The 23,562-nt window shown below is 68.2% G+C and carries 20 protein-coding genes and 2 tRNA genes; 6 read left to right on the top strand and 16 right to left on the bottom strand.

Annotated features, from left to right (window positions below; translation table 11 throughout):
- The first annotated feature begins 50 nt into the window (after positions 1–50).
- A complete protein-coding gene (locus ACYVDG_RS06160; RefSeq protein ID WP_460747365.1) occupies positions 51–1,304 on the top strand; it encodes a hypothetical protein in 1,254 nt (417 codons plus the stop codon).
- Positions 1,305–1,456: 152 nt separating this feature from the next.
- A complete protein-coding gene (locus ACYVDG_RS06155) occupies positions 1,457–2,329 on the top strand; it encodes a hypothetical protein (protein ID WP_460747364.1) in 873 nt (290 codons plus the stop codon).
- A gap of 111 nt (positions 2,330–2,440) precedes the next feature.
- On the opposite strand, the gene ACYVDG_RS06150 is transcribed toward ACYVDG_RS06155, so the two are convergent.
- From ACYVDG_RS06150 to ACYVDG_RS06120, 7 genes are all read right to left on the bottom strand, one after another.
- A complete protein-coding gene (locus tag ACYVDG_RS06150; protein WP_460747363.1) occupies positions 2,441–3,046 on the bottom strand; it encodes a response regulator in 606 nt (201 codons plus the stop codon).
- On the bottom strand, positions 3,043–4,311 hold the full coding sequence (locus ACYVDG_RS06145) for a sensor histidine kinase (protein ID WP_460747362.1): 1,269 nt from the start codon (positions 4,309–4,311) through the stop codon (positions 3,043–3,045). Before ACYVDG_RS06145 ends, ACYVDG_RS06150 begins: the two co-directional genes overlap by 4 nt.
- Positions 4,308–5,159 carry an ABC transporter permease gene (locus tag ACYVDG_RS06140; protein WP_460747360.1) on the bottom strand — a complete coding sequence of 284 codons (852 nt, stop codon included), beginning with the start codon at positions 5,157–5,159 and terminating at the stop codon, positions 4,308–4,310. The genes ACYVDG_RS06145 and ACYVDG_RS06140 overlap by 4 nt, the downstream gene beginning before the upstream one ends.
- Positions 5,156–6,175 carry an ABC transporter ATP-binding protein gene (locus tag ACYVDG_RS06135; protein ID WP_460747359.1) on the bottom strand — a complete coding sequence of 340 codons (1,020 nt, stop codon included), beginning with the start codon at positions 6,173–6,175 and terminating at the stop codon, positions 5,156–5,158. The genes ACYVDG_RS06140 and ACYVDG_RS06135 overlap by 4 nt, the downstream gene beginning before the upstream one ends.
- Before the next feature lie 190 nt (positions 6,176–6,365).
- Complete coding sequence (locus ACYVDG_RS06130) at positions 6,366–7,781, bottom strand: LVIVD repeat-containing protein (protein ID WP_460747358.1); 1,416 nt, start codon at positions 7,779–7,781, stop codon at positions 6,366–6,368.
- 192 nt (positions 7,782–7,973) lie between these two features.
- Positions 7,974–9,383, bottom strand: coding sequence for an LVIVD repeat-containing protein (locus ACYVDG_RS06125; RefSeq protein ID WP_460747357.1), 1,410 nt, complete (start codon positions 9,381–9,383; stop codon positions 7,974–7,976).
- A gap of 193 nt (positions 9,384–9,576) precedes the next feature.
- Positions 9,577–10,941 (bottom strand): LVIVD repeat-containing protein, encoded by a 1,365-nt coding sequence (locus ACYVDG_RS06120; protein ID WP_460747356.1) that lies wholly within the window; start codon positions 10,939–10,941, stop codon positions 9,577–9,579.
- Between the two features lie 260 nt (positions 10,942–11,201).
- Here ACYVDG_RS06120 and ACYVDG_RS06115 point away from each other — a divergent pair, with 260 nt between their 5' ends.
- Positions 11,202–11,912: a DUF305 domain-containing protein gene (locus ACYVDG_RS06115; protein ID WP_460747355.1), complete on the top strand. Its 711-nt coding sequence runs from the start codon at positions 11,202–11,204 to the stop codon at positions 11,910–11,912.
- A gap of 144 nt (positions 11,913–12,056) precedes the next feature.
- Here the strand turns inward: ACYVDG_RS06115 and clpX are convergent, their stop codons facing one another.
- From clpX to ACYVDG_RS06090, 5 genes are all read right to left on the bottom strand, one after another.
- Positions 12,057–13,334: an ATP-dependent Clp protease ATP-binding subunit ClpX gene (clpX, locus tag ACYVDG_RS06110; protein WP_460747354.1), complete on the bottom strand. Its 1,278-nt coding sequence runs from the start codon at positions 13,332–13,334 to the stop codon at positions 12,057–12,059.
- Between the two features lie 287 nt (positions 13,335–13,621).
- Complete coding sequence (locus ACYVDG_RS06105) at positions 13,622–14,278, bottom strand: ATP-dependent Clp protease proteolytic subunit (RefSeq protein WP_460747353.1); 657 nt, start codon at positions 14,276–14,278, stop codon at positions 13,622–13,624.
- Between the two features lie 62 nt (positions 14,279–14,340).
- Positions 14,341–14,904, bottom strand: a complete 564-nt coding sequence (locus tag ACYVDG_RS06100) for a ClpP family protease (RefSeq protein WP_460747424.1) — start codon at positions 14,902–14,904, stop codon at positions 14,341–14,343.
- Positions 14,905–15,174: 270 nt separating this feature from the next.
- Positions 15,175–16,629 carry a trigger factor gene (gene tig / locus ACYVDG_RS06095; protein ID WP_460747352.1) on the bottom strand — a complete coding sequence of 485 codons (1,455 nt, stop codon included), beginning with the start codon at positions 16,627–16,629 and terminating at the stop codon, positions 15,175–15,177.
- A 225-nt stretch (positions 16,630–16,854) separates the two neighbouring features.
- Positions 16,855–16,929: transfer RNA gene (locus tag ACYVDG_RS06090), tRNA-Pro, on the bottom strand.
- A 117-nt stretch (positions 16,930–17,046) separates the two neighbouring features.
- On the opposite strand from ACYVDG_RS06090, the gene ACYVDG_RS06085 reads away from it, so the two are divergent.
- A tRNA-Gly gene (locus ACYVDG_RS06085) sits at positions 17,047–17,120 on the top strand.
- 118 nt (positions 17,121–17,238) lie between these two features.
- Here the strand turns inward: ACYVDG_RS06085 and ACYVDG_RS06080 are convergent.
- The gene (locus ACYVDG_RS06080; protein WP_460747423.1) at positions 17,239–17,502 is read right to left on the bottom strand and encodes a hypothetical protein; all 264 of its coding nucleotides are present in this window, start codon (positions 17,500–17,502) and stop codon (positions 17,239–17,241) included.
- A 282-nt stretch (positions 17,503–17,784) separates the two neighbouring features.
- Here ACYVDG_RS06080 and ACYVDG_RS06075 point away from each other — a divergent pair, with 282 nt between their 5' ends.
- Positions 17,785–18,288, top strand: a complete 504-nt coding sequence (locus ACYVDG_RS06075) for an adenylyltransferase/cytidyltransferase family protein (protein ID WP_460747351.1) — start codon at positions 17,785–17,787, stop codon at positions 18,286–18,288.
- Positions 18,289–18,430: 142 nt separating this feature from the next.
- Positions 18,431–20,293, top strand: coding sequence for an ABC transporter ATP-binding protein (locus ACYVDG_RS06070; protein WP_460747350.1), 1,863 nt, complete (start codon positions 18,431–18,433; stop codon positions 20,291–20,293).
- A 71-nt stretch (positions 20,294–20,364) separates the two neighbouring features.
- Here the strand turns inward: ACYVDG_RS06070 and ACYVDG_RS06065 are convergent, their stop codons facing one another.
- The 3 genes from ACYVDG_RS06065 to tnpB all read right to left on the bottom strand — a co-directional run bounded on the left by ACYVDG_RS06065 (position 20,365) and on the right by tnpB (position 23,453).
- Positions 20,365–21,144 carry an AfsR/SARP family transcriptional regulator gene (locus ACYVDG_RS06065; protein ID WP_460747349.1) on the bottom strand — a complete coding sequence of 260 codons (780 nt, stop codon included), beginning with the start codon at positions 21,142–21,144 and terminating at the stop codon, positions 20,365–20,367.
- 57 nt (positions 21,145–21,201) lie between these two features.
- Complete coding sequence (locus ACYVDG_RS06060) at positions 21,202–21,780, bottom strand: (2Fe-2S) ferredoxin domain-containing protein (protein WP_460747348.1); 579 nt, start codon at positions 21,778–21,780, stop codon at positions 21,202–21,204.
- A 164-nt stretch (positions 21,781–21,944) separates the two neighbouring features.
- Positions 21,945–23,453 (bottom strand): IS607 family element RNA-guided endonuclease TnpB, encoded by a 1,509-nt coding sequence (gene tnpB / locus ACYVDG_RS06055; protein WP_460747347.1) that lies wholly within the window; start codon positions 23,451–23,453, stop codon positions 21,945–21,947.
- Positions 23,454–23,562: the final 109 nt, after the last annotated feature.

Below are 23,562 nucleotides of genomic sequence, written 5' to 3'. Positions count from 1 at the left end.
CTCCGGGTCGGGCGTGCTGAGCCCGATATCACCGGGACCATACTGAAGGCATGCCTAGCGTTGACCCCTATTTCACCGAGTGGGCGAGCCGTCGTCTCGGACAGACCCGAAGCCTGGGCCGGGCGGCCGCCCTGCTGTCGGCCCTGGACTTGGGCGCCCCCCGCACCCCGGTTCTGGGCGTGGTGGGTTCCAAGGGGAAGGGCAGCACCGCCACATACGCCGCCGCGGCTCTTTCCGCAGCCGGACTGAGGACGGTCCTGGTGACGGGTCCGAGCTTCCGCGGGTACCGGGAGCGGGTGCGGGTGGACGGCGCGTCCGTGACCGACGCGGAACTCCATGCCCTAGGTGAGGAGATCGAGCGGGCCCGCCTGGCGCTGCCGCCCGTCGGGGAAACCGGGGGGTACCTGGCACCGAGCGGCCTCTTCCTGGTCGCTGGCCTCCTGCACGCCCGTGCCGTGGGCGCGGACGTGTGCGTTCTCGAAGCGGGAATGGGCGGCCACCGCGACGAACTCCGGCTGATCGGCCCCGAGGTGGTGGCCCTCGGTTCGGTCTTCGCCGAACATGTCGGGATCCTCGGCGACACCGTGACCGAGATCGCGCGTGAGAAGGTGCGCGTGGCCGGTGAACGGACCCGGGCGCTGGTGAGCCTGCCGCAGACCGCGGACGTGGCTGCGCAGGTGGCGCGGACCCTGGCCGAGGTGACCGAGAGCCGAGTGGCTCCGGAGGTCGCGGACCCGGCTACGGACGGAACGGAACCACCGGTGGGGCTGCGCCCCGCCGGGCTGTCCGCCGCCTCAGGGGTTCTGGGAACAGCGGCCGCGGAGCGGATGCTGGAGTTTCTGGGGCGACCGGCGGCCGCCCCGGAACGCCTGCACCGGGTCCTGGCGACCCTGAACCTGCCCGCCCGCCTGTCCGAGCACCCCGTGCCCGGCAGCGCGACCGCCCGCGTACTCGTGGACTCGGCCATCGACCGCGTGGGCGTGACCGCCGCCCTGGCCCACGCGCGCACCCTCTGGGGCGGGGTGGACCACGTGCTGCTGTGCCTGCCCGACCACAAGGACGTCTCCGGCGCCGTTGCCGCCCTGGGGGAAACTCCAGTCACCGCTGTACGCCTGCCCGAGGCCCACCTGCGCTTCGCCCACGACCTACCCGGGCACTGGAACCGGGCCGACGCCGAGAAGCTCACACCGGACACCATCGCCGCCCTCGGCGACCGCGTGCTGGCGCTCGGGACCGTGTACTTCACCGGCCGCATGACCGAGGTCCTGGACGCCCCCACGGACCGACTCTTCGACGCCCGCTGACCCCGGTTCCCGCCACACCCGAATTCGTTGATCTCTCGAAACGTCCGGCTTCCCAACACACAGCACGGCATGCTGGCTCCGAGTTGCTTCTCGCAGTAAACGCACCACAACTGCGCGTGCATTCGACCATGCCCGGATTCCAGGAAGCCGTCATGCCCACACGAGAACACGAGATCCCCCTGCGGCTGGTGCAGAACCAGCCCGCCTTGGCCCCGGCGCTGCTGGAAACCCTCGGTTTCGAGGTCCCCCACCACACGGAGGCGCTCAACACCAGTTCGGTACTGACCAACTGCGATCCGAAGGAGTTCAACAGCGACGGTGCCGTGCTCCTGCGCAACGGATCCGACAACGTCATGGCGGTGGTGGTCGAGCGGCAGAACGGCCGCGATTATGACAAACGGCGTAGTTGGCCGGCCTACCTCGTCACCCTCCATGTCCGCCTGAAGTGTCCGGCGATGCTGCTGGTCCTGTGCCCGACCGATGCCATGGCGCGCTGGTGCTCCGAGCCGCTCCGGACCGGACACCCGGGGTTCGACCTGGTGCCGCTGGCGATCGGGCCGAGCAAGGTACCGAAGATCGCTGACGAGCAACAGGCCCAGGATCTCCCGGAACTGGCCCTGCTGTCCGCACGGGCACACGGCGACCGCGACCCTGAAGCGCTGAAAATGGTCGTGGAGGCACTGAATTCCACGGAGGCGGAGAACCGCACGTTCTATTATGACTACGTGCTCGCCGGCCTGAACGAGGCCGCCCGAAAGGAGTTGGAGGGCTTGATGAGCGTGGCAACCTACGAGTGGCAGAGCGACTTCGCCCGCAAGTATGTCGGTATCGGCCGCGAGGAGGGCCGCGAGGAGGGCCGGGCGCTCGAGGCCGCCAAGAACGTCATCTCGTTCCTGGAGGCACGCGGGCTGACCGTCACCCCAGCGGTCCGTGAACGGATCGAGTCCTGCACCGACCTGGAGATCCTTGAGCAGTGGGTCCCCGCGGCGGCGAAGGTCGATCGGCCCGAAGAGCTCTTCGACTGAGGACCGGACTCCGTCCGGGGCCGGGGCCGGGCGCCGCCCCACCCCGTGCCGTCGCCTTTCCCTCGGTGCAGGCACTGCTGTGCTCCGGTGACTTCCACTGCTCCACGGGGCTCACAGCCAGCCCATCTCCTGGGCGGCGCGCACGGCGCCGATGCGGTTCTCCGTGCCCGTCTTCCCCATAGCTGTCGAAACGTGGTTGCGGACTGTGCCCTCGGCGATACCCAGCTTCCCTGCCACCTCGGTCACGCTGCCGCCCGAGGCCAGGGCCCGGAGGATCTCGGCCTCACGAGCGGTCAGGGGGCTGACCCCGGCGGTCATCGCGGCGGTGGCCAGTTCGGGGTCGATCCTCTGCTCCCCGGCGTGTACGGCGCGGACCGCCTCGGCCAGCTCGCCCACCGGGGCGTCCTTGTGCAGGAAGCCGCGGACCCCCGCGGCCACGGCGCGGCGCAGGTAACCGGGTCGGCCGAAGCTGGTCAGCACCACCAGGGCGCACTCGGGCGCCGAGACCGCGAGATGGTCGGCGGCGTCCAGACCGGTGGCACCGGGCATGTCGATGTCCAGCACGGCGACGTCGGGCCGCAGCTCGGTGACGAGCCCGGCGACCTCGTTGCCGCGGCCCGTCTCCCCCACGACCTCCAGGTCCGGTTCGAGGTTCAGGAGCGCGGCGATCGCCCCGCGCACCAGGTGCGCGTCGTCGGCCAGCACGATCCGGATCACGGCCCCTCCTCGTCGCTCTCGTGGCCGTCCTGGAGGGTTGCGACGCGCGTCGGCAGCACGGCACGCAGCTCGAAACGGCCTTCCTCCGCGTGGCCCGCGGCCAGGGTCCCCCCAGTGGCGGTCACGCGCTGGGTCAGGCCGAGGATCCCGCTCCCCCCGTTCACGTGGCCCGGATCCGTGCCCACCCCGTCGTTGCGGATCCGGAGGGTCAACGCGGCCCCGTCCTGTTCGAGAAGAATCTCGCAGCGGCGGGCGGCACTGTGCCGGACGATGTTGGTCACCCCTTCCCGGACCACCCAGGCGGCTGTGCTCCGCAGGTGGTCGGGTACTTCCTCCACCCGGCCGGTCACGGTGAGGCGCACACCCGTGGCGGCCAGGACCTCCCGGGCGCCTTCCAGCTCGTCGGTGAGGTCGGCGTCGCGGTAGCCGCTGACCGTCGAACGCACCTCACGCAGGGCGCCGCGGGCCTCGTCCTGGACGGCGCGCATCTCCGCCGCGGCGCGGGCGGTGTCCACCTCGGTGAGGCGGGCGGCCAGCTCACTGCGCACGGCGATACCGGAGAGGCTGTGGCCGAGCAGGTCGTGGATGTCCCGGGCGATGCGCACCCGTTCCTCACTGGCCGCCAGCCGGGAACGGGCCCGCTGCCCGGCGACGACCTCGCGGCTCAGCTCCCACAGCCGCAGATTCATCCAGTTTCCGGCCAGGAGCGCCCACCCCAGGGCCAGGAGCAGGAGTGTCCACAGCGGGGAATGGGAGGCCCCGCCGGTCAGCAGATCGTACACCCAGGGCAGGGCAAGCAGTACCACCCCTGAGAGAGCGCTCCACCAGCGCGGGACGACCAGCGCCACCATCCCCCACCACACGGCGGGCACGACGACCGTCGCCCCCTCAGGCAACAGGATCCAGACCGCGGTGACCAGGGCCGCGAACGAGGCCAGGAAGAGGGCGGGAGAGCGTTCCCTCCGGGCCGGTGCCCCCGGTCCCGGACGCCGTGGAGGGCCCTGCCCCGAAGCGCTCCGGCCCGGGGGGCGGGCGTGCTCGCGCGGGGCCAGGGCGCGGCGCAACACCATCCACAGGGCGAGCGCCGCGGCCGCCGTGGCCAACACGCCCGCGAGGAACAGCTCGACCGGGCCGGGGTGATCGCTCAAGTACCACTGGAGCGCCACGACGCCGGGGATCGGCAGGGCCATCCCGAGCAGGGTGCACACGACCACCCAGCGCTCTCGGCGCAGGCGCTGGTCCGCGATGTGCCACCCCTCGGTCACTTGCCCTCCCTCGGGTCCCAGCGGAGGAAGCGGGTCAGGTAGGCGGACAGAACGATCCAGACCACGATGACCGCGAATCCGGGGAGGGCGGCGACCCACAGGTCCATTCCGGTGAGGGCTTGGGTCCCGTCGGCACCGCCGAGGAAGTCGCGGCCGAAGTAGGCGCTGGTGACGATCTCGACCCCCGGGGCGGCCGGCAGGAGGCGGGAGATCTCCGCGACCCGGTCGGGCATGGCGGCCAACGGCAGCATGAGGCCGCTCAGTCCGTAGAACAGCATGAGGGGCACGACGCAGAGCATCTGTGCGCTCTCCGCGTTGCGGCACAACCTGGTGAAGGCGATCGCGAACAGGGAGACGGCCACGGTCACCAGCAGGATCGACAGGACGATCAGCAAGGGGTCGGCGGGTGTGACGTCGAAGTGGTGGAACAGGACCGCGCCGACGGCCACGGAGATCACCAGTGTCACCACGAGCACGGAGACGATGATCGCGCCGAACATCACTGCCGGAGGTGTGCCCGAGACCAGCAGGCGCTTGAGCACCAGTTGTTCACGGCGGGCCGTGACGAGGTTGCTCACGTGCATGATCGACAGGAACAGCGGGGTCATCATGAGGGCCCCCGCGGTGTAGTGGGCGCCCATGTCCACTCCCGGCACGATGTCCGTGCCCTCCTGGACGAGTCCGAGCAGGGCCAGGCCCATCGGGAACAGGGCGAAGTAGAGCGCGGTGCGGTAGCGCCAGAACAGGGTCATCTCGGCGCGGGAGTACTCGTAGGTCTGGCGGATCAGCCCCACCGGCCGGTGGTCGCGGACGTCGGGGACCCGGGTGGTGGCGGTGTCGGTACTCATCGGGTGACGCCTCCGGCCGTGGGGATCTCGTGTCCGTCGGCGACGCTGAGGAAGACGTCCTCCAGCGAGGCCCGGTGCAGGGCCAGTTCCTCCAGGCCGACGCGTTCCCGGCCGGCCCACTCCGTCAGGGCGGCCATCGCCGCGTGGGCGCGGTGGACCGGGTCCCCTTCAATAACCGTGTAGGTGACGGAACAGCGTCCGCCGGTGTCGACCACGCCGAGTTCGCTGCCCGGCAGCGCGGGCAGGGTGTCGGCTGCGGCGTCGGAGGGGATTCGGAAGGTGATGCGGTCGCCCCAGCCCGACAGCACCTCGCCCAGGCGGCCCTCCACCTCGATCCGGCCCCGGTGCATCAGGGCCAACCGGTCCGCGAGGCGCTCGGCCTCTTCCAGGTAGTGGGTGGTGAGCAGGATCGCGGTGCCCTCCGCGACCAGGTCGGTGATGAGGTTCCAGGTGGAGCGCCGGGCCTCGGGGTCCATGCCGGTCGTGGGCTCGTCCAACAGCAGGACCTCGGGCCGGGTGACGATGGCCAGGGCCAGGTCCAGGCGGCGTTTCTGACCGCCGGAGAGCTGGCGGACCCGCACCCCCGCCCGGTCCTCGAGGTCGACCCGGCCCAGCACCTCTTCCAGGCCGCGCGGCCTCGTGTGGGTGCGGCGGGTGAGTTCGACGGTCTCGGCGACGGTGAGGTCGCTGAACGTCCCGCTCTCCTGGAGGACCGCGTTGACCCGGCCGCGCAGGGCTTTCCGGCCCTTCCTCGGGTCCAGGCCGAAGACCCGGACCGATCCGCCGGAGGGGCGCTGGAAGCCCTCGAGTGCTTCGATCGTGGTGGTCTTCCCGGCACCGTTGGTGCCCAGGAGCGCGAAGAGCTCGCCGGGTGCGATGTCGAGGGAGACCCCCCGTACCGCTCGGAAGTCGCCGTAGGCGCACTCCAGGTCGCGGACCCGGACCACGGAGCCGTCGGGCGGGGGTCCGGCGCCTTCGGTACCGCCGGTCGGGCGTTGACATGTCGTCGTGAACATGCTTCCAGCTTCGGGGAACGGCGCCGCCGGGTACATGCGCACGAGTCACCGCTTCGGCCTGTGTTCCGCAGGGGTCAACCCATGACATTAATCATGGGCCCGGCCGGGCGGGAGGAGACCGGCCAGGCGGGAGGGGCCGGCGGACCGTGTCCGCCGACCCCTCAGGTTCGGCCGTTTCTAGGCGCCGCGCCTACCTGTCAGGGCGGTAACTGGGTTGGGTCTGCGGGTTGAACTCGTCGAAGTCGACGCGCTCAGCGGGGCGCAGACGGGGATCGGTGAGCTCCAGGACGTCCAGGCCGCGGACCATGTCCGAGGAGTAGACGTGGCCGTTGTAGTAGTAGGCCGACCAGGAGCTACCGTTCTCGATGTCCGGGTCGATCCGGTCGTCGGGGTCGAAGTAGCCGATCTCGTGCGGGTTGGTCGGGTCGTTGAAGTCGAGGATCGACACGCCGCCCTGGTACCAGGCCTGCACGAAGTAGTTCTTGCCGGGAACGGGGATCAGGGACCCGTTGTGCGCGACGCAGACCTGCTCGTCTCCCTGGTGCCGCTCGAGCTTGTAGTAGCTCGCGAACTCCAGGCTGTGCCCGTCGTCGGTCTCGTCCAGGGTGTAGATCGCGTTGGCGCCGTGCTTGGGCCCGATCTCCTCGGTGCACGTGGCGGCACCGCCGCCACCGAGCTCGTCGGTGAACAGCACCGTCTCGGCGTCGTTGGTGAAGGTCGCCGAGTGCCAGAACGCGAAGTTCTCGTCCTGGATGACCTCGGTGACGACCGGCTCGACCGGGTCCGAGATGTCCATGATGATGCCGTCACCCATGCAGGCGCCCGCGGCGAGGTCCTTCTCCGGGTAGGCGGTGATGTCGTGGCAGCCCTCAGTGGGACGCAGCAGGTTGTCCTGGTCGTGGTTGCCGCCGTCCGGGAACAGCACCGGTTCGTTGACGACCTTCGCCTCTGCGGGATCGTCCAGCGGCACGTCGATGATCGAGATCTTGTCGTGCGGCGGCTGGCAGTTCGGGAAATCTTCGGAGGGCGCGTAGGACGAGACGTAGATCAGCTCACTCTCGCCGTCCTTGCTGGGCACAAGGGTGAGGGTGTGCGAACCGCAGTCGGTGCGCACCGCCGAGACGTACTCGGGGTTGGCCTTGTCCGAGATGTCGAAGACGCGGACGCCCTCGAAACCGTCCGGGTCGGTCACCGGCACCTCGGGGGCACCGCACTCGTCGGTGGCGCGCGGGGAGTCCACCGCGACGTACAGCAGGTCACCGCTGACCGAGACGTCACCCTGAGCGCCCGGGCACAGCACCTCGGAGACGATCTGCGGGTCGGCCGGATCCGAGGCGTCGTAGATGACGAACCCGTCGTAGTTGCCGCCGATGACGTAGTCGCCGCTGAACGCCAGGTCCGAGTTGGTACCGCTCACCGCGTCCGGCTTGGGGACGTTGGCGATGTGCTCGACGTTGTCGCTGGTGATGCTGTCAGAGGGTGGCGTGTCGGCGTGTGCCGTAGCCGGACCAAGGAGCCCGGCGAACAGTGTGGCGGCTGCGGTCAGCGCGATGGTGGTCGCGCCGCGCAGGCCGCCACTGGCCCGTTCCGGGGGAGCTGCGGGCATGGTTTCTCCTGAATGGTTCACACAGTGGGGGCGGGGGTTGGGGGTCAGGACAGGGGTGGGAGGTCTGGAGGTCGGACGATCGGGGCGAGGCGCGGAACGCGTCGGGGCCGCGGCCGGAGGACCGCGGCCCCTGTCACTCCCGTTTGCCCTGACTCCCCAGGAGGAGCCACCGGGAGGGATACGTGGCGCGCGTCAGCGTCCCGGCCGGTAACTCGGCTGGGATTGCGGGTTGAACTCGTCGTAGGTCACGTGCTCCGCCGACCGCAGACGCGGGTCGTCGAGCCGGATCACGTCCAGGCCGCGGGTGATGTCGGACGAGTAGACGTAGCCGTTGTAGTAGTACGCCGACCAGGATCCGCCGAGGACCAGCTCGTCCTCGTCGATCGGTCCGCGGTCGAAGTAGCCGATCTCGTGCGGGTCCTGCGGGTCGTTGAAGTCGATGACCGAGACGCCGCCCTGGTACCAGGCCTGCACGAAGAAGTCCTGGCCGGGGACGGGGATCAGGGACCCGTTGTGCGCGACGCAGTTCTCGGTGTCGGCCTGATCGCGCGGGATCTTGTAGTAGCTCTCGAAGTCGAGCTCGGGGTCCTCGTCCGTGCCGCCGATGGTGTAGATCGCGTTGGCGCCCTGCTCGTACTCGTACTCGTCGGTGCAGATGGCGCCGCCACCGCCGCCGAGTTCGTCGGTGAAGATCACCGTGTCGGCGTTGTTGGTGAAGGTCGCCGAGTGCCAGAACGCGAAGTTCTCGTCCTGGACCACGTCGGTGACGACCGGTTCCGCGGGGTCGGAGATGTCCATCAGGATCCCGTCACCCATGCAGGCGCCCGCGGCGACGTCGATCTCCGGGTAGGCGGTGATGTCGTGACAGCCGCTGGTGTTGTCGTTCCCGCCGTCGGGGAACAGGACCGGTTCACTGACCAGTGCCGCCTCTGAGGGGTTGTCGAGGGGGATCTCGACGATGGAGATCTTGTCGTGCGGCGGCTGGCAGTTCGGGAAGTCCTCCGAGGGCGAGTACGAGGACACGTACACGTAGTCGTGCTTGCCGTCCTTGCCCGGCACGAGGGTGTTGGTGTGCGAACCGCAGTCGGTGTCCACCGCGGCGACGTACTCGGGCTTGGACATGTCCGAGATGTCGAAGACGCGGATGCCCTCGAACCCGTCCGGGTCGGTGGTGGGCGTCTCCGGGGCGCCGCACTCCTCACCGGCGCGCGGGTAGTCCACGGAGAAGTACAGCAGGTCCCCGCTGACCGACACATCGCCCTGGCCGCCGGGGCAGAGGACCTCGGAGACGATTTCGGGGGATTCCGGCTCGGAGATGTCGTAGATGACGAAGCCGTTGTAGTTGCCGCCGATGGCGTAGTCACCGGTGAAGGCCAGGTCCGAGTTGAAGTCGTCCATGGCCTCGGTCTTCGGGACGTTGGCCACATGCGTGACGTTGTCGCTGGTCTCCGCATCGCTCTCGAACTGGGGCCCGTCCGCCGATGCGGTGGCGGGGCCGAGAAGGCCCATGGTCAAGGCGGTGACGCCGGTGAGAGCGAGGCCGACGATTCCGCGACGGTACATGGGGCGTCGGGAGCTAGGAGGGACGGGGGATGACGCCATGTGTACTCCTGATTCCTATTGGAGCGAACCAGAAAGAACGTACACAGTTCAACATCAATATGTATAGAGGGGAACAAAAGAAACATGGTTGTTAACACGGTGTCCAGTTGACCCGATCCCGCTACGCACGGTGCCTAGGCTCAGCCCGGAGTGACCCGGTGCGGCGACGAAGCGCCGCCGCACCAGCCAAGGTTTAGCCGCTCGGGAGCGCCGGTTGTGACTGCGGGTTGAACTCGTCCATGACCAGTTCGTCCGCACCGTCGAACCGGGGGTCGGTGAGCTCGAGAACGTCCAGGCCCTGCTCGATGTCCGACGAGTAGACGTGCCCGTTGTAGTAGTACGCCGACCACGAACCCGCCGTGCGCAGTTCGTCGGGATCGACGGGCCCGCGGTCGAAGTAGCCCACCTCGACGGGCTCGTCCGGGTCGGTGAGGTCGATGACCGAGACACCGCCCTGGTACCAGGCCTGCACGAAGAAGTCGGCACCCGGTACCGGAATCAGCGAACCATTGTGCGCCACACAGTTCTCAGTTTCGGACTGATGACGGGGCAATTTATAGTAGCTCCGGAACTCGAGTTCAGAATCGCCCCCGGAACGGTCCAGCGAGTACACGGCATTGGCCCCCCGTTCGGGACCGACTTCCTCGTTGCAGGTGGGCGCGCTTCCGCCGCCGAGTTCGTCGGTGAAGACCACGTTGGCCGCGTCGTTGGTGAACGTGGCCGAGTGCCAGAACGCGAAGTTGGGGTCTTGGACGCGTTCCTCCACCTCGGGGTTGAGCGGGTCGGAGATGTCCATCATGATCCCGTCGCCCAGGCAGGCGCCGGCGGCGATCCCCTTCTCCGGGTAGGCGGTGATGTCGTGGCAGCCCGTGGTGGTGCTGTGACCGCCGTCCGGGAAAAGCACCGGCTCGTTGACGACCGCGGCCGCCTCGGGGGCGTCGTGCGGCACCTCGATGATCGAGATCTTGTCGTGCGGCGGCTGGCAGTTCGGGAAGTTCTCCGCGGGCGAGTACGAGGACACGTACACCACGTCGCTCTCCCCGTCCGCCCCCGGCACGAGGGTGTTGGTGTGCGAACCGCAGTCGGTATCCACCGCGGCGACGTACTCGGGATCGGACTTGTCGGAGATGTCGAAGACGCGGATGCCCTCGAACCCGTCCGGATCGGTGGTGGGCACGCTCGGCGCACCGCACTCTTCGCTGGCGCGCGGGTAGTCCACGGAGAAGTACAGCAGGTCCCCGCTGACCGACACATCGCCCTGGCCCCCGGGACACAGAACTGTGGCCACCACGACGGGGTCGGCCGGGTCGGAGATGTCGTGGACCACGAAGCCGTCGTAGTTGCCGCCGATGGCGTAGTCACCGGTGAAGGCCAGATCCGAGTTGAACGACGAGGACAGCGCGCTGGGCTTGGGGACGTTGGCCAGGTGCTCCACTCCCCCGCCCGTACTCACCCCGTCGTCGGCCGCGGCCCCCGGAGCCCCGAGGAGTCCCACAACCAGCGAGGCGCCCGCCAGAGCCCCTCGAAAGCCGTGTCTTCGTCCCGTTCCCGAAACCATGCCCCACCCCCGAAAACCACACAAAGAAATCAGTTGACTACTTTGGGTTCTATCCGCTGAACACGCCGCAGACCAGACGAAACGCCGCACTCGCCCATAGGGCATGTTCAGGGGGCGCGGACCAGACGGAGCGGACCCGACACGCGCCCAGCACTGGACAAAACACCCGTGCAGTGAGTAGAAAACCGGCAGGATGTCGTGTTCCAAGCGGCAGCCAGCGGGCATCCGGCCCGCTGTCCCCCACCATTGGAGGAGTCCTCGTGCGTCGCCTGGCACTCGCAGCCGGAACCGCCCTCGTGTTGTTCGCAGCCTCGGCCTGTAGCGGCGATGAGGACGGGCAGGAATCGGCCAACGTCATCGCCCCCGGGGCCCCCGGAGAGTCCGCCTCCCCCGCCACCTCCGAGCAGATCGCCGCCCTCGCCGACGAGCAGGGACACAACGAGGCCGACGTCAGCTACCTCGTGAGGATGATCGAACACCACACCCAGGCCCTGGAGATGACCGATCTCGTCGAGGACCGCTTCGAGCGCGACGGAATCGAGCGCATCGCCGACCGGATCGCCGCCGCGCAGGACCCCGAGATCTCCGCGATGGAGAGCTGGCTGGAGGTGAACATCTTCGCCCCCGCCAGGGAGAACCCCGCCCACCAGAACTTCTGCGGCCTCGAAGGCGACGGCAGCCATCACGCCGAGGACGAGGACATCCCCGAGTGCCTCCTCGAAGTCGACCACGACGACATGGAGGGCATGGTCACCGAAGAAGGCCTGGACCGCTTGGCCGACGCCGAAGGCGACGACTTCGACCAGCTCTTCGTGGAACTGATGACCGAGCACCACGAGGGCGCCGTCACCATGGCGGAGGAGGCCATGGCCGAGGCCAAGGACCAAGAGGTCCTGCGCATGGCCAACGACCTCATCGCCGAGCAGAACACCGAGATCACCCGCATGGCGAACGTCCTCGAAGGCGACTAGGGCCCCTCAGGCTCCAGCGTCCCGGACCCCGGGCCGATTGAGCAGCGCCCAGGGGCCCGCTACACGCACGTCGGGGCGCCTCCCGTGAAAGGGGCGCCCCGAACTGCGTCGTCGCTTCCTGCGCCCGCTGAGCGGGCCGCGGGGTCAGGCCGACTTCTCCTGGCGGTCGTCCGCCTCCAGCTGGGCACGCGGCACGATGGTCGGGTTCACGTGCTCCTCGACCGACTCCCGGGTAATGATCACCTGGGCCACGTCCTCGCGGCTGGGCACCTCGTACATCACCGAGAGCAGGACCTCCTCGATGATGGCCCTCAGACCACGGGCGCCGGTCCCGCGGATGATGCCCTGCTCAGCGATGGCCTCCAGCGCGTCCTGGCTGAACTCCAGGTCCACGTGGTCCAGTTCGAACAGCCGCTGGTACTGCTTGACCAGGGCGTTGCGCGGTTCGGTGAGGATCTGGATCAGCGCGGCCTTGTCGAGGTTGTGCACGCTGGTGATCACCGGCAGACGGCCGATGAACTCCGGGATCATCCCGAACTTGAGCAAGTCCTCCGGCATGACCTCGCCGAACAGCGCGGTCTCGCCCTCTTCGCTCTTGGGCCGCAGCACGGCGTTGAAGCCCATGCCCTGCTGCCCGGCCCGGGACTCGATGATCTGCTCCAGCCCGGCGAAGGCGCCACCGCAGATGAACAGCACGTTCGTGGTGTCGATCTGGATGAACTCCTGGTGCGGGTGCTTGCGGCCGCCCTGCGGGGGGACGCTCGCCGTGGTGCCCTCCAGTATCTTCAGCAGCGCCTGCTGGACACCTTCACCGGACACGTCCCGCGTGATCGACGGGTTCTCGCTCTTCCGCGCGACCTTGTCGACCTCGTCGATGTAGATGATGCCGGTCTCGGCCTTCTTGACGTCGTAGTCAGCGGCCTGGATCAGCTTCAGGAGGATGTTCTCGACGTCCTCGCCCACGTAACCCGCCTCGGTGAGCGCCGTGGCGTCCGCGATGGCGAACGGGACGTTCAGGATCTTGGCGAGCGTCTGCGCCAGCAGGGTCTTACCGGACCCGGTCGGGCCCAGCAGCAGAATGTTCGACTTGGCGATCTCCACGTCCTCGTCACTGGGACGGTCGCCTTCCGAACGGACCCGCTTGTAGTGGTTGTACACGGCCACGGAGAGGGACTTCTTGGCCTGTTCCTGACCGATCACGTAGGAGTCGAGGAACTCGTAGATCTCCCGGGGCTTGGGGAGGGAGTCCCACGTGAGCTCGGTGGCGTCAGCGAGCTCCTCTTCGATGATCTCGTTGCACAGATCGATGCACTCATCGCAGATATACACGCCGGGGCCCGCGATGAGCTTCTTCACCTGCTTTTGGCTCTTACCGCAGAATGAGCACTTCAGCAGGTCCCCGCCGTCGCCGATGCGTGCCACCCAGCCACTCCTCAAAACTAAGGCCGCCCCGCTCCCGGCGTACTCGGCACCGGACGGACGGGAGGTTTCTCCCGCTTCCCGTCCACGACCGGCCAGCCACGAACGGGGCGATCTGTGTGTCGCTCTCCGCCAGACTAAGCGAAAAACCGGACCGGCTTCACCACCGGGCTGTCCCAGGCGGGTCAGAAACCGGTCCGGTAGGTACTTCTGGCGGCCGAATCCCCTGCCCGGAAACGCCTTCGCGTCCGCGAAAACGCCCGGCCAGAGGTGGTCGGCCTATGGGAACCCTACTTCAGGGAAGCCTTGCGGTAGGGAAGCACGAAGTCGATGAGACCGTATTCGACGGCCTCCTCCGCGGTGAGGATCTTGTCCCGCTCGATGTCATGAGACACCTGCTCGGCCGTACGGCCCGTGTGCTTGGCCAGAGTGCTCTCCAGCTGCTGACGGATCCGGGTGATCTCGTTGGCCTGGATCTCGATGTCACTGGCCTGACCGTGCATTCCCTCGGTCGCGGGCTGGTGGATCATCATCCGGGCGTTGGGCAGGGCACCACGCTTGCCCGTGGTTCCGCCCGCCAACAGGATCGCGGCGGCCGAGGCGGCCTGTCCGATGCACACCGTCTGGATGTCGGGGCGCACGAACTGCATGGTGTCGTAGATCGCCATGAGCGAGGTGAAAGACCCGCCCGGCGAGTTGATGTACATCTGGATGTCCCGCTCGGAGTCGAGCTGCTCAAGCGTGATGAGCTGGGCCATCAGGTCATTGGCCGAAACGTCGTCGATCTGGACGCCGACGAAGATGATCCGCTCCTCGAAGAGCTTGTTGTACGGATTCATCTCCTTGACGCCGTACGACGTACGCTCCACGTAGGACGGCAGGACGTAGCGGCTCTGAGGAGCCATCGAGGCCGCGCCGCCGATAGGACTGGGGTTGAACTCGGTCATTTCACGCCTTCCACGCACTGCGCCGATTCATGGACTGGGCCAGGCAAGCCCTGGAGCTACGTTCAGTTACTGGTGACATCGAGGGTGCCCTCGAGCACCTCGTCGATGAAGCCGTACTCCAGCGACTCCTGAGCCGTGAACCAACGGTCCCGGTCGGCGTCCTTCTCGATCTGCTCGACCGCCTGCCCGGTGTGCTCGGAGATCTTCGCGATGAACATCTTCTTCACGTAGAGCAGCTGGTCGGCCAGGATCCGGATGTCGGAGGCGGTACCCCCGATGCCACCGGAGGGCTGGTGCATCATGACGCGGGTGTGCGGCAGCGCGTAACGCTTACCGGGCGCACCGGCGCACAAGAGCATCTGGCCCATGGACGCGGCCATACCGATACCCACGGTGCGTACGTCGTTGGGGATGTACTGCATGACGTCGTAGATCGCCATACCCGCCGTCACGGAACCACCGGGCGAGTTGATGTACATGGTGATGTCTCGCTGGCGGTCCTCAGCGGACAGAAGCAGGAGTTCTCCAACCAGTCGGTTGGCGATGTCATCGTCGACCTGCTGGCCGAGGAAAACGATTCGCTGGCGCAACAGGCGCTGAGGCGTCTGCTCAATAAAAGGGGAAATCTGCGGCTCGGACGCGTATGCGTCGGAACGCGGGGACTCATCAAAGGTCGGCGGCACTCTCGTCACCTGCTCCGGAATCGAAACGGTTGCGACTACAGCGACACTAACGCCGACAGGCGACGGGCTCGTCCGGATCCCGTCCCTGTTCGCTTTGAGCGCAGGGTGCGGGGCAAGCCCGGATCACCCCGTTTCGCCCACCAGCGAACACACAACGGGCCCCGACCGTCCCTGGGAGGGACAGTCGGGGCCCGTTCGAACGCTCTCGAAGAGTTACTTGGAGTCGGCCTTGTCGGCGTCCTCGTCGTCCTTCTTCGCCTCGTCGGCACCGTCGCTCTCGGCGGACTCGGCCTCGGTGGACCCGACCGCAGCGGCGGCGGCCTTGGCGGCCTCCTCCACTGCGTTCTCGTCCGAGTCCTCGACGATCTCCTGCTCGACGACGTTGCCGTCCTCATCGGTCACCTTGGCACCGGCCAGGACCAGGTCCATGGCCTTGCCGCGGACGACCTCGGTGAAGGCGACACGGATCTGGTTCGACTCGACCAGGTGCTGGGCCAGCTGGTCCGGGCTCACACCCATGCGCTGGGCCTGCTCGAACACGTACTGGCTGAGCTCGCCCTGGTCGGCGCTCAGGTCCTCCTGGAGGGCCAGCTGGTCGAGGATGAACCCGGCCTTCACGGCGGAGTTGGCGCCGGTCTTCAGCTCCTCCTCGAACTCCTCCTCGGTTTTCTCCTGCGACTCGAGGTAGGCCTCCTTGGTGAGGCCGCTCTGGCCGAGCTGCTGCTCGAGGCTCTGGCGACGACGGGTGATCTCCTCGTCGACGACCGCGTCGGGCAGCGGGATGTCGACGGACTCGATCAGGCTCTCCAGAGCCTTGTCACGAGCAGAGGAGAGCTGCTGCATGCGACGGACGTCGGCCATGCGCTTGCGCACGTCGTCACGCAGCTCTTCGATGGTGTCGAACTCCGAGGCGAGCTGGGCGAACTCGTCGTCCAGCTCGGGCAGCTCCTTGGCCTTCACCGAGTGCACGTTGACCGTGACGTCGGCTTCCTTGCCCTCGTGGTCGCCGCCGACGAGGGTGGTCTTGAAGGTGGCCTCGCCACCCGACTCCATGCCGCGCAGGGTCTCGTCGAGACCCTCCAGCATGCCGTTGGTGCCCACCTCGTAGGAGTAGCCGCTGACCGCGACGTCCTCGAGCTTCTCGCCGTCGATCGCGGCAGACAGGTCGATGGACAGGTGGTCACCGTCCTCCACGGGGCGGTCTGCGCCAACAAGGGTGGAAAAGCGCTCGCGCAGGGTGCCGATCTGCTCGTCGACCTGCTCGTCGGTGACGGCCGCGTTGTCGACGGTCACCTCGATGCCCTTGTAGTCCTTCACCTCGAACTTCGGTCGAATGTCGACCTCGGCGGTGAAAACGAGCTCGTCGTTGTCCTCCAGCTTGGAGACCTCGACATCGGGCTGGCCGAGCGCGAAGATCTCCTCCTTCTGGATCGCTTCGTTGTAGAGCTCAGGGACGGCGTGGTTGACAGCTTCGCTGATCACCGCGCCGCGACCGACGTAGCGGTCGATCAACCGCGCCGGCGCCTTGCCCGGGCGGAAGCCCTTGATCCGAACCTGCTTCGCGAGCGACTTGTAGGTCACGTCGAAAGCGTGCTCGAGCTCCTCGAAGGGCACCTCGATGGTCAGCTTGACCCGGGTCGGGCTGAGCTCCTCGACATCGGTCTTCACGGGGCGGTACTCCTAGGTTTGCCGGCTGGTGTCCGCGTCGGCCCGCAGGCGCACCACACAATCGGCGAATGCACGCGCGCACCCCGGCCAGTGATGACCATGTTCCATGGGGTGCCCTGCGACGGGCTGGGACTTACAGTTTCCTGCTGATCGCACCAAGTCTAGGGCAGATACGCAGGGGGCCATGGCGCACGGCGCTCAGCCGTACAACCACGGAACCTTTCGTCGGGGTGGCGGGATTCGAACCCGCGGCCTCATGCTCCCAAAGCATGCGCGCTAACCAAGCTGCGCTACACCCCGTGACCCGGCGCGGACACACGTGCCCGAAATCGGGTGTGCAACCAACGCCCCAGAGACTGTACTCTTGTCTCCGTCGGCTCCACGAGTCTAGAGGAAACTCGAAGTCTCCGGCGCCACGCGGGCGTAGTTCAATGGTAGAACCCCAGCCTTCCAAGCTGGTTATGCGAGTTCGATTCTCGTCGCCCGCTCCACTCGGAGCGAGGTGTGTGTGCTCCGCACACCAGCTCGCTCCGCCATCCCACCCGGAGGACGACCCCCGGAACCCCCGTGCGGCTCGGTCCACCACTCCCGGTTCAGCGCTGGCCGAGGCTAGATCCGCTCGGCGACCAGAGTCCTGAAATGGAACTGGCTCATCATCCCGTGGGCGCGAACCTCGTAGTGGTTCTCGGACACCCTGTAGACCTCGCGTCTGCGCTCATGCCAGAAGTCGCCCGTAGTGTGGTCCCTCGCCAGTCGCAGAGGCTCCTCACGAGCGCTCTCGCGGTCCGGAAACACTCCTTGGCGGCCCTCTGACCGGCAGGTGCGCACCATGCCTCCACCGCGAATTTCTTCGACGACGACCACCCATGACATCTCTGGCATCTCTCCCCAGCACGGACTGCGCCTACGGACTTCTGGGTGATGTGATTCACCCCGAGCGGCGGTGGTTCCAGTTCGGTTCGTGCAGCTTCGTCCGGCCACGGCCGCGACGGGACGCCGGTTCGGTGAAAGGGATCACGCCCTGGTGAACAACGTTCGGTTCCACGGGCCCAAGAGACGGAATACCCGTCCCAAGCGGGTACGTTGACCCTTCGGGCGGACCCGTCGGCGCGATCAAGTGCGGGTGCCCCTCGGGTTCGGCGAAACGGGGGCCAGATGACGGACTCAGGCGAGACACACGAGATGACCAGACCGCTCAGCGCGCTCTGGTTCCAGCGACCGGAGGCTCTGGAGCGGCCGGTCGTGGTGACGGGTGTCTTCGACGTTCTCCACGTCGGTCACGTCCGCTTTCTGCGTTCCATCGCAGAACGCGGACTCCCCCTGGTCGTGGGTATCGAGTCCGACGAACGCGTCCGCTCATGGAAGGGCCCCGGACGACCGGTCAACCCCGCCGAGGAGAGGGCCGAGACCATCGCCGCCCTGGCCTGCGTGACCGGCTCCTTCATCATCGACGGCCCGCCGCCGGTCGCCGACTGGGCGGCCTACGCGGAACTCCTCAGGCCACTCGCGCCGGCGGCACTGGCCTTCACCGCCGGAGACCGCTACACCCAGGCCAAGATCCGAGGCGCGGACGCGCTCGACGCCCAAGCCTGGGAACTGCCCTTCACCGCCGGCCGCTCCACGACCGCCGCGCTCGGCCGTCTCGCGCACTCCCTCTAGACGGGCTGGTGTGCGGGGCCCCGACAGGGATGCGCGGGCCTCTACGGCTTACGCAGGAGTGCTGGGCCCGCTTCGGGAAGCGGCGGGAGCAGACCGGTGTTGACGCATGCGTGGCGAACCTGTGTAGAGAACGAGGCTGCGGATGATGTCAGGTAGGCCCTCCTACAGGGCTCTGGTCAACGACGGAAGCGCGCGGGGACAGCAGCTCCCCCCTGGGATCACCAAACGCATCCTGTCGTACGCGAGGCCGCACTGGCGGGCGATCCTCCTCTTCCTGGCGGTGACCTCCGTGGGCGCGGCCATCGTCGTGGCCAACCCCCTGTTGCTCCGGGCCATCATCGATCAGGGCATCATCCCCGGGGACACGTCCGTCGTGGTCTGGTTGGCGATCGCCGCCGCGGGGCTGGCACTCCTCGAAGGCGTCATCACCCTGACCGGCAGATGGCTTTCGTCCCGGATCGGCGAGGGTGTCATCTACCTGCTGCGCACCCAGGTGTTCACGCACGTGCAGCGGATGCCGATCTCCTTCTTCACCCGCACGCAGACGGGTTCGCTGATCAGTCGGCTGAACACCGACGTGGTCGGCGCCCAGCGCGCCATCACCTCGGTTCTGCAGTCGGTGGTGTCCAACCTCATCAGCGTGGTGGCGGTGCTCATCACGATGCTGGCCCTGTCCTGGCAGGTGACCCTGCTGGCGCTGGCGCTGCTGCCGCTGTTCATCGTCCCGGCCAAGCTGCTCGGCCGGAAACTCGCGAACATCTCGCGGGACGCCATGGACACCAACGCCGGGATGAGCTCGCTCATGACCGAGCGGTTCAACGTGGGCGGAGCCATGCTCGTCAAGCTGTACGGGCGGCCGGACGAGGAGTCCGAGGGCTTCGCCCGCCGGGCCGCTCGCGTCCGTGACCTGGGGGTCCGCCAGGCGGTGTACGGCGGTCTGCTGTTCACGATGCTGGCCACGATCACCGCGCTCGCCATGGCGATGGTCTACGGCGTGGGCGGTGTGCTGGCCGTGGGCGGCGCCTTCGAGGTGGGCACGCTGGTCGCCCTGACCACCCTGCTCGCCAGGCTGTACGGCCCGGTCACCACGCTGTCCAACGTGCACGTGGAGATCATGACCGCGCTGGTGTCCTTCGACCGGGTCTTCGAGGTGCTGGACCTGGAGCCGCAGATCAAGGAGAGCCCGGAGGCGCGTCCCCTGCCGGAGGGGCCGCTGAGCGTACGGTTCGACGACGTGTCCTTCCGCTACCCGGCCGCTTCGGAGCTGTCGGTTGCGTCCTTGGAACTGACCCCGCAGTCGGAGGCGGTCGACGACACGCAGGTGCTCAGCGGGGTCTCCTTCACCGCGGAGCCCGGGCAGATGGTGGCGCTGGTGGGCCCGTCGGGTGCGGGCAAGACCACGCTCACCCACCTGGTGTCGCGGCTCTACGACCCGACCGAGGGTTCCGTGCGGATCGGCGGGCTGGATCTGCGCGACGCCACGGGCCGCTCCCTGCGCGACAGCGTCGGCGTGGTCACCCAGGACGCACAGCTCTTCCACGACACAGTGGGCGCCAACCTGCGCTACGCCAGGCCGGAGGCGACCGAAGCGGAACTGGCGGAGGTGCTGCGGATGGCACGGCTGGGTCCGCTCTTGGAGCAGCTGCCCGACGGCCTCGACACGATGGTCGGTGACCGGGGCTACCGGCTCTCGGGCGGGGAGAAGCAGCGGCTGGCCATCGCCCGACTGCTGCTGAAGGCCCCGTCCGTCGTGATCCTGGACGAGGCCACCGCCCACCTGGACTCCGAGTCGGAGGCCGCGGTGCAGGAGGCCCTGGCCATCGCTTTGGAGGGCCGCACCTCGCTGGTGATCGCGCACCGGCTGGCCACCGTCAGGGAGGCCGACCAGATCCTGGTTCTGGAGGACGGCCGGATCCTGGAGCGCGGCACACACGACCAGCTGTTGGAGACGGGGGGCCTGTACACGGCGCTGTACCGGACCCAGTTCGCCCCCCAGTCGCGGTAAGAGCGCGGCCGGGGTGGGAGGCGATTCGCCGCGCAACCGGATCCGTTCGCCCTCGCGTCCCGCGAACCGGATCAGGGGTTGTGCGGCCGCCGCACCGGAGGTCCACCTGGAGCCGGAGCCCCGCGCAGCAGTCGGAGGTGGAGTTCCCGCAGCCTCGGACCGGGGTCGGTGCCCACTTTCTCGGCGAGGAGCCGCCGGTAATCCTCGTGAACCGTGAGCGCCTCCGCCTGTCTCCCGTCAGCGGCGAGTGTGGCGATCAGGAGTTCGCGGAGCCGTTCACGCAGTGGGTGGTCGGCCACGAGCTTTTCCAGCTCCACCACTCGGGTACCGGCGTCGGCCTCCGGCGATCCCAGTTCGGCGGCGAACAGGTCCTCCCGCACCCGCAATCGGACCCGCTCCAGCCTGGCGGCGGCCGCTCCGGCGAAGGGCAGGTGAGCGATGTCGGTGAGCGGCGGGCCGCGCCACAGCCCCAGGGCCACCCGGAGCAGGTCCGCCGCGTCCTCCCGGTGGCCGGCTTGCAGGGCACGGTGCCCCTGGGCCGCGAGGCGTTCGAATCGGACAGCGTCGACGGAGTCGGCGGGGAGGGCGAGACGGTAGCCCGTCGGTTCGGAGCGGAGCACCGTGGGTTCGGGAAGCGCGCGCCGAAGCCGGGAGATCAGCGAATGCAGCGCCGAATCAGGCTTCGCGGGGCCCTCGTAGGGCCAGAGCGCCTCGGTCAGGGCTGGCGGAGGAACGACGTCACCGACGCCGAGAGCCAAACGGGTGAGTAGGACGCGTAGCCGAGCTCCACCGACGTCGGTATCCCGTCCGTCGGCGACCACCCGCAACGGGCCGAGCACACCGATGCGCATGGAGTCATTATCACGACCGCACCGCCCGACGACAAGCGTGTGACAGGCCGGACCTGCTTAGACCGGCACCGCCTCGGACGTGCGCCGGGCCTTCTTCCCCTGCTTGGACTTCTTGGCCTTCTTCAGACCCTTGTCGTCCTCGCTCTTGGGCCGCTTGTCCTTGGGCTTCTTCGCTTCCTTCTCGCGCTTGGCCCTCTTCTCCGCGGCCTTCTTCCGCTCCTTCTTCGCAGCCTTGGAACCCTTGTCCTTCTTGGACTTCTTCGGCTTCTTGGCGTCCTTGGAGGTCACGTGGTCCTCCAGGACCGCGGGGACCGGGGTGAGGCCGGGGCCGCCCTCGAAGATCCAGTCGTCCAGCGCGTCCAGGAGCTTGTCCTCGGTCATCTGGCCGAACCAGACGGGGCGACCGCCCGCGGCGCGCCCCTCCTTGGAGGGCTGGACCACGACGACGTTGGACTGGAAACAGATCCCCAGGCACTTGCTGGTACGGACCGGAATGCGGCGGGCGGCATGGTCGTCGATGGCGCTGAGCCGGGCGAACTGGGCCTGGTGGTCGACGCCCGGCATCTTCTTCTTCGTGCCGCAGCAGCAGCCGCGGCAGACCGTGAGTTTGCAGGGCGCACCGTCGGTCGCGGTCACCGCACACCCCCCGCCCGTCAGATCGTTAGGTTCGCCTTACCTCACTACCAGGGTAATCTCCCGCCGAACCGGACTGACCGGCGGGTACAACCTCGGGCCGTTGCTGATGTCTTAAGCAAACATCAGCATCCCGTGCATGTGTGCACGAAAGGTCCGTGACGGTGTCACCACAACCTCAGTTGGGTGTCCTGACGACGGTGTCCCGCTTCTTTCCGCCTGTGCGGTCTTGCGCCACCAGCCCGCCCCGCACCCGCCCTGCGGCGGGTGCGGGTAGTGCGGGTCTTACGGTCGGCTCCACGGGCCTTCAGAGCCCTCGCTCCCCGGTCTCCGGCCACTCCGGTACCGGTACTGCCCACCTGCGCCGCCAGGGCGGCGAGGTTGCGTGCTGCGTTGACGTCCCGATCCAACACCAGGGGACACTCATCGCAGTCGAACACCCGGACGTGCAGCGGCAGCTTGGCTTTCGTCGCCCCGCACCCCGAGCAGGTCCTACTACTGGCGAACCACCGGTCGGCCACCACCAGGCGCCCACCGTTCCATACGGTTTTGTAGTCCAGCTGGCGGCGGATCTGCCCGAACCCCGCATCCGCGATACGGCGGGCCAGACGGCGGTTCTTGACCATCCCGGCCACGTTGAGGTCTTCGATGACCACCGTGCCGTACTCGCGCGCCACACTGGTGGTCAGGTGGTGCAGCGCATCGGTGCGCACATTCGCCACCCGGTGGTGCACCTTGTTGCGGGCCCGGTTGGCCTGGACCCACCGCTTGGAGGGAGGGCGCCCGGTGCGCCGGTCCGGCCCCTGGCGCCGCGACACCCTGCGCGAGGCCCGGCGCAGGTCGGTCAGTGCCCCCTCCAGGTGGCGGGGGTTGGCCACGTGCCACGCCCCACCGTCAGAGTCGGCGACCACCGCCAGGGACTTGACCCCCAGGTCCACCCCGGCCACCCCCTGCGGCCGGGCCGGGACACGGGGGGCGCGTTCGATCTCGACCTGGAAGGCCACCTGCCACCGGCCCCGCCGGTGCGAGACCGTGGCCGAGAGGATGCGCGCGGTGCCGTTGGTCAGGCGGCGGTGGAGTTTGCGGGTGGACTCATGGGTACGCACCCGCCCCACCACCGGCAAGGTGACATGGCGGCGGGTGTCCTCGCACCGGATCGCCCCGGTGGTGAACCGGCACGACAGGGGCGCCCGGTGCTTGGACTTGGGCCGCGGCACCCCCACCCTCGGCCCTTTGCGATCGCCGCGCTTGGCGGCGGCATAGCCGTCAAAGCCGGCCGCCGCGTTCGCTAGGCCGGTGTTGTAGGCCTCCTTGGAGTTGTCGGCCCACCAGGAGGCGAACCGGGGGTCCTGCCTTTTGGTGGCGTTGAACGCCCGCCGCAGGCTGGGCAGCGACCAGGACCGCCACGGGGTGCGCTCGGACTCAGCAACCCCGTAGGAGGCCTCGGCCGCGCGCTGGTCCCAGGTGGCCAGGACGTGCTTGCGGGCCCAGTTGAAGGCCGTCCGGGCCCCTCCGCAGTGCGAGCGCAGCCGCTGCTCGGCCTCGGCGCCGGGGTCCAGGGCGAAGACGTAGGCCTGGACCGCGTGCCCGGGGCGGGGCTGGAACCCCCGCTTCTTCTTGCGCTTGTTCTTGCCTTCTGCTTGTTGCTCGTCCTGCTGTGGGGCGGTCTCGGCCACGGGTCCCACCCCCTCCCGGTGACTCGTTCACACGTTCGAGAAAGACGTTAGCGGTGTGGGCGGGCCGGTGTGGGGGAATCGGCGAACTCTCCCTGATTCTTTTCTCCGG

This window comes from Nocardiopsis oceani, assembly GCF_054777395.1.
This window is presented reverse-complemented; position numbering and strand designations above follow the sequence as displayed.

What these genes read in the sequence shown, in the direction of transcription:
- ACYVDG_RS06070 (WP_460747350.1), top strand. Translation starts at nt 18,431, where the DNA reads ATGATGTCAGGTAGGCCCTCCTACAGGGCTCTGGTCAACGACGGAAGC.
- ACYVDG_RS06155 (WP_460747364.1), top strand. Translation starts at nt 1,457, where the DNA reads ATGCCCACACGAGAACACGAGATCCCCCTGCGGCTGGTGCAGAACCAG.
- ACYVDG_RS06065 (WP_460747349.1), bottom strand. Translation starts at nt 21,144, where the DNA reads ATGCGCATCGGTGTGCTCGGCCCGTTGCGGGTGGTCGCCGACGGACGG.
- ACYVDG_RS06125 (WP_460747357.1), bottom strand. Translation starts at nt 9,383, where the DNA reads ATGGCGTCATCCCCCGTCCCTCCTAGCTCCCGACGCCCCATGTACCGT.
- ACYVDG_RS06080 (WP_460747423.1), bottom strand. Translation starts at nt 17,502, where the DNA reads ATGTCATGGGTGGTCGTCGTCGAAGAAATTCGCGGTGGAGGCATGGTG.
- ACYVDG_RS06105 (WP_460747353.1), bottom strand. Translation starts at nt 14,278, where the DNA reads ATGACCGAGTTCAACCCCAGTCCTATCGGCGGCGCGGCCTCGATGGCT.
- ACYVDG_RS06120 (WP_460747356.1), bottom strand. Translation starts at nt 10,941, where the DNA reads ATGGTTTCGGGAACGGGACGAAGACACGGCTTTCGAGGGGCTCTGGCG.
- ACYVDG_RS06160 (WP_460747365.1), top strand. Translation starts at nt 51, where the DNA reads ATGCCTAGCGTTGACCCCTATTTCACCGAGTGGGCGAGCCGTCGTCTC.
- ACYVDG_RS06135 (WP_460747359.1), bottom strand. Translation starts at nt 6,175, where the DNA reads ATGTTCACGACGACATGTCAACGCCCGACCGGCGGTACCGAAGGCGCC.
- ACYVDG_RS06075 (WP_460747351.1), top strand. Translation starts at nt 17,785, where the DNA reads ATGACGGACTCAGGCGAGACACACGAGATGACCAGACCGCTCAGCGCG.
- ACYVDG_RS06130 (WP_460747358.1), bottom strand. Translation starts at nt 7,781, where the DNA reads ATGCCCGCAGCTCCCCCGGAACGGGCCAGTGGCGGCCTGCGCGGCGCG.
- ACYVDG_RS06140 (WP_460747360.1), bottom strand. Translation starts at nt 5,159, where the DNA reads ATGAGTACCGACACCGCCACCACCCGGGTCCCCGACGTCCGCGACCAC.